Annotated in this window: 6 protein-coding genes; 3 read left to right on the top strand and 3 right to left on the bottom strand. The window is 46.1% G+C overall.

Annotation, left to right across the window (positions count from 1 at the left end):
• Window positions 1–1,127 (bottom strand): transposase (locus QUB35_RS38350; protein WP_333148226.1); only part of this gene is annotated, 1,127 nt, incomplete at its 3' end.
• Between the two features lie 79 nt (window positions 1,128–1,206).
• On the opposite strand from QUB35_RS38350, the gene tnpA reads away from it, so the two are divergent.
• From tnpA to QUB35_RS38335, 3 genes are all read left to right on the top strand, one after another.
• The gene (gene tnpA / locus QUB35_RS38345; protein ID WP_333148224.1) at window positions 1,207–1,614 is read left to right on the top strand and encodes an IS200/IS605 family transposase; all 408 of its coding nucleotides are present in this window, start codon (window positions 1,207–1,209) and stop codon (window positions 1,612–1,614) included.
• A gap of 226 nt (window positions 1,615–1,840) precedes the next feature.
• A complete protein-coding gene (locus tag QUB35_RS38340) occupies window positions 1,841–2,137 on the top strand; it encodes a mechanosensitive ion channel domain-containing protein (RefSeq protein WP_333148222.1) in 297 nt (98 codons plus the stop codon).
• A 90-nt stretch (window positions 2,138–2,227) separates the two neighbouring features.
• Window positions 2,228–2,491: a hypothetical protein gene (locus QUB35_RS38335; protein ID WP_333148220.1), complete on the top strand. Its 264-nt coding sequence runs from the start codon at window positions 2,228–2,230 to the stop codon at window positions 2,489–2,491.
• Between the two features lie 417 nt (window positions 2,492–2,908).
• Here QUB35_RS38335 and QUB35_RS38330 read toward each other — a convergent pair whose 3' ends face one another.
• Both QUB35_RS38330 and QUB35_RS38325 read right to left on the bottom strand, forming a co-directional pair.
• Complete coding sequence (locus QUB35_RS38330; RefSeq protein ID WP_333148218.1) at window positions 2,909–3,625, bottom strand: PEP-CTERM sorting domain-containing protein; 717 nt, start codon at window positions 3,623–3,625, stop codon at window positions 2,909–2,911.
• A gap of 627 nt (window positions 3,626–4,252) precedes the next feature.
• Window positions 4,253–4,852, bottom strand: coding sequence for a sulfite oxidase-like oxidoreductase (locus QUB35_RS38325; protein WP_333148216.1), 600 nt, complete (start codon window positions 4,850–4,852; stop codon window positions 4,253–4,255).
• Window positions 4,853–5,067 lie beyond the last annotated feature (215 nt).

The following is a 5,067-nucleotide window of genomic DNA, read 5'->3' as shown; positions in this document are numbered from 1 at the left end:
GAACTCAATCCATATTGGATTACCTTGCTAGAGCCTGAATTCCCCCCATTTCTGGGTTTCTTCAGAACGAAACGCACACTACTTTTAGACGTATACGCTTCTTCTGTTTCAGTAAACTTAATGCCGTGTAAATTGCACAATTGGCTTAGTCGGTCTTTCAGCTTTCCTAACGGCATCTGAACAAATTTTTGATTGTTCAGCTTACCCATATCGGCATTAGACTTAAAACCTTGGTTCCATCCAATTACTAAATTGCCGATACCGTGTTTCAAGCAATGTTCAACAATTAACTTCGCAGCCTTATTAATGCCATCGCGCATCTGGTGATTGCGCTTGCGGGTTACACGGTCTAGCCAGTTATCCCAGTAACCCGTGGGCTTTCCTTCCTTTCTAGTTGCTACTTTTTTGTTCCAAAGCTGATTCATCGCTTTCATAACGCGAGCATCAATTAAAAAGGAATTTCCCAGCGTGTCCACGCAAGCCGCTAAGTTGTCAGCAGTTCCCAAGTCGATTGATAGCGCTTGGCTATAATCTAAAGCGTGCTGCTGACATTCTACTTCGTAAGACAACTCCAAATAGAAAGCGCCATTCTTCGGGAGAATCGTAAACTCTTTAACCTTTGAGCAGTCAACATTTGACGGCCTGGGCAAAAATACTTCAGAAATCCCAAACCAGCGCCGTACTGTTAAACCCAGAGAAAATCTCAACTGGTCGCCGACAAGCACTGGCTTTAATCCACCAGAATTCGGGTAGGCAACTTTAAACAATTTAGAACCTGTTAAATAGCTCGGAGGCTTGGGTCTAAAATGTAGTTGACCCTTGTTATACAAAGCTTTTAGCTCTTTGAAACTTTTGAACGCTTCTGTTGCCGACATTAAAGTTTGCTGCATGGGTGTCGAAGGTAACGACTTAGCAACCATCGACTTTGCAATTGACGGTTCAAAAGATAAATCAAACTTCCCCGTCAGCAACCTTCCAGTCTTAAAAAATGTCTGGCGAGCAAAATAAACAGCACTATTGTACAGCTTACCAGATTGCCGACAAAGGTAATTTAGCACTGCCTCAACTTCTTTGGTGGGAGACAGCAATACTTGCTGTACTCCCATTGTTTTCTTAGGCTTAGCCACCTCTTTTTCCTGCAAATTAGTTGATTTATTCAGTTTAGGTGGATATAGTGGACAAGTCAAGCTATAACAACAAAACTTTATGTTGCCTCTCCCGGAGTACAAAACCCACAACCACGTCAAGTTCTTACTTAATTACCACTTTGTCTTTATACCCAAGCGTCGCAAGAAAGTTTTAGTTGGAGATATAGCAACTAGGCTGCGAGAGCTGTTTTTAGCACTCTCGACTGAGAAAGGTTGGGATATTCTAGCTTTAGAAGTGGCACCAGATCATGTACATTTATTCGTTGCAGTCAATCCGATGGATACTCCTGCGCTAGTCGTTAAGGCATTCAAAGGACGTTCTAGCCATCATTTAAGGGCTGAGTTTCCACAACTAAAAAAGCTGCCGTCCTTATGGACGAGCAGCTATTTTGTTAGCACCGCAGGTAATATTAGTAGTGAAGTTGTGAAAAAATACATAGAAGATCCGCACCATTCGGCTAATTAAGAAAGGAAGAACACGGGGACTGAAGTCCCCCGTGTCGCTTCCCTCTCAGGGCTAAAGCCGCGCTCGTTTCCCGCATCCCGTAAAAATTTTTATGATTAGCGAGCTAGTCGATGGAGTCACCTGCACAGTGAGAGTCAAACATTCCTGTCCGGCGATCGATCTCAATCTTTTGTGTTAGCGTGGCATTCTTTAATTATTTGACACTCTCACTTGGGCTGCTGGCAGTTTGAGCGCCTGCGTGGCGTTCCCAGCTTGGCAGCCTGCAGATATCATCAGTTGGTTAGGACTTGGTTCAGTAGGGATTAGTTTCCCGTTCCAAGACATCTTCAAATACTTTTTAGCGGAAATATTTTTGCTGTTGCACGAACCGTTTCAATGGGGCGATCGGATAATAATTGTAGAAGGCTTTGAAGGTACTGTTGAAAAGATTTTGCTGCGTTCAACTCAAATTATTAGCGATCGGGGAGAGAGAGTTATCATGCCGAAGGCGATCGTATTTGCCAATTCAGTGCGGGTAAGCTAATCCGCATTTAAATTGCATAGTCAAATAAATCTTTACTGGTGTGGGGAGTAGGGGTTGGGCAGGTGATCACGCCCTCAATATACAATTTAAATGCACAACAGCTTACTAATAGGCCTGCCCCGCAGGCGAACTAACTTGCCTTTAAATTTAGCCTATGATGTTGATACTTCAGGCTTTAACGATGGTTCTTTGCATCTTATTGTCCGCTATTGGACGCTGCGCGAACAAGCACATGTGCGACGGACAAACACCAGGGCTGTGGTGGCGATTAAAGTAGCGTGCATCCGGGCCGACATTAAAATTCCTCAATCGGTACTGGTGACTTTGTACGATCGAACAATTTACCGTGACTGAGTTTTGAATTTTGAGTGGAGAGAGGGAGAGAGTGGGAGAGTTGGAGAGTTGGAAAAATCCTCTTGCTTCACGCTTGACTTCTTCCCTCAACACCCATCCGTTAACTCCGTTAAATCCCGTACACTGGGCGTGGCCGAACTTTCCTCTGATATCAAATCCGCGCTGCGAAAGTCGGGCGTAAAATCGAGTCAACATCCAACACCCAACCATCATTCAGTTTGGCGACCCCTCCTTCTACAGTCAACAGTCAACAGTCAACAGTCAATAATTCCGGAGGAGTGCCACCAGAATTGATATGACTTCTCCCTTCTGACTTTTCAAATTAAGCAAAAGGCGAGCCGATTTCTCATTAGCGCGCCTCCTAATTGAATTTTATTTTGTCAAGCGTCATTGAGGAGATTGTTCCGGTTGAAAAAATCATGAAGTCGTCTTGCTAGCGCGGCGACGGCGGGCTGCAACCAAGCCACCCAAACCGAGAGCCAAACCAGTCATTGTCATCGGTTCGGGAACTGCTTCTGCGCTGACTGTGAAGTCTTGGAAGTCTGCGTCGTTTCCGCCACCACGATCGTCGAAGGAGATCACCGTGCCGCCGCTAAACAGAGAACCTACTCCGCTTGTGAATTTTCCGGCATCTCCGAAGCTGTTGGTTGCTGCTGTGTTGAGTGCGCTCCACAGCGGCGCGGCGCCAAACACGGCTTGCTGGCTGCCGGTAGAGGCGACGTTCAGGTTCAGCCCTGATGTCGAGTAGACCATGCCCTTCGACGCCTCCCCGAAAGTGCTGGAGAGTCCCAAAGTGTAAACTTGATTTGCCAAGAATCTGAATACTACCTCGCCAGAACCCGTGACGGTATTGCCCAAAGTTCCTTTCCATTCGTTAGCGCTGCCGTCGTCTGAGGATTTAGTTTCCGAAAATAACTTGGCAACGTTAGCGAGTGTGAAGCCGTTCACCTGGTAGATTCCCAAAGAGGAAGTATACCCACCGTGAGACTCTTTGAATTTAAACTTGACATCTTGATCTTGACTGAATGTGATGCCGTTGGTACCAAAGGAGAAGGCCTGAGCGGGAGATCCGGCGCCAAACAGAGCTGTGGCGGCGGCGGTAGCTGCTAGGGCGGATAAGAGTTTGGTATTCATAAACCTGTTCCTTTTGTGCGATGGTCTTAATATTTTCATTATGCGATACTTTGTTTGCAGTTGGGGTACTTTAGGTAAAGTTTGACCAATTCTTTATCAAGCCTTTACATAACCTTCATAAATGCTGTCGATCACATCTGCAGACGGGCGATCGCTCCCTAATAATACCCACTAAATAATTATAAATATTGTGGATTGAAACCTTGCAGTCGCGGGCATGGGAGGGCGGGTGAGCAAAACTGATTTGGATCGGGCTTATGCTAATTTTTTATTATATTGTCAAGTCTCCATCCTCAACCGCCGATACTTAAGTATAAATACGGTAATATTTGTGTACACTGACAGTTAAAGGAGTTTGATATTAACCCGAAACTGGGAATATTTGTTTTTTGGGACTTGTGTAGGGGAGTTAAAGTAGTTTATCTATCGGGTAAATTACGTACAAAATGCGATCGTTGCGTTTACGTATTTTGGTTGAATTAGATAGAGCCCGTCGCGTCAGATATCCCAAAGATGCGATCGACCCGATGCAATTTCTGCAGATTGAAGCGGTAAAAGAGCGGATTGCCTCTCAACAAAGATTGTATAGAGAAGCTCTGGCCCCGTCCTTGCTCCCGATCGCCCGCATCAAAACAGACCGCTATAGCGTTCCTCTGCCCACGGTTCGCCCCGCCGATGGTAGCCGTTGCGTTCCCAAAAACCGAGTTCTTCGGTTTCTGTAAACTCCAGGCCGTTAATCCATTTAGCGCTTTTCCAAGCGTACAAGTGGGGAACTACGAGCCGCATTGGGCCGCCGTGGTCTGCGGATAGAGGTTCGCCGAAGACGGTGTGGGCGAAAAAGTTTTCTTCTCGGAGGAAGTCGGCGATCGCAATGTTAGTCGTGTAGCCGCCGTAGCAGTGTTCCAAGACGTGCATAGCTTTCGGATCGACTTCTATGTAGTTCATAAAATCTGTGACTTTGACTCCCGTCCACTGCACGTCGAGTTTTGACCACCGGGTGACGCAGTGAAAATCCGCAGTAAAGTTACTTTGGGGCATGGCCTGGAAGTCCGACCAAGTGAAGGTTTTTGGTTTTGCCAATCCCCAGACTTTAAATTCCCAACTTTCAATGCTGACAGAGGGTGTATCGCCGTAGGTCAGCACAGGAAAGCCGTTGGCGAGGTATTGACCCGGCGGGACGCGATCGATGTTTTCTGATTCTGGCTTGCGAAAAAATTTGCCCAGCATTGATTCACGCTCTACAGTAACTGACTGCAATCCTCACTATAACTTGCAGAGATGGCCGCATTGCAATTCATCTCAAGGTAGAAAGCTTTCAGCACTTCTTTAGAAAAAAAAATCCCTCAATTCTACCTGATGCCAACCTATAGCCTTTCGAGCTCTCATATGAGGTACTCATGGGCATAGGGCATAGGGCATAGGGCATAGGGCATAGGGCATAG

This window comes from Microcoleus sp. B13-B6 (assembly GCF_036705405.1).
GTDB lineage: Bacteria > Cyanobacteriota > Cyanobacteriia > Cyanobacteriales > Microcoleaceae > Microcoleus.
The sequence above is the reverse complement of the archived record's forward strand: the minus strand, read 5'-3'. Positions and strand labels throughout refer to the sequence as shown.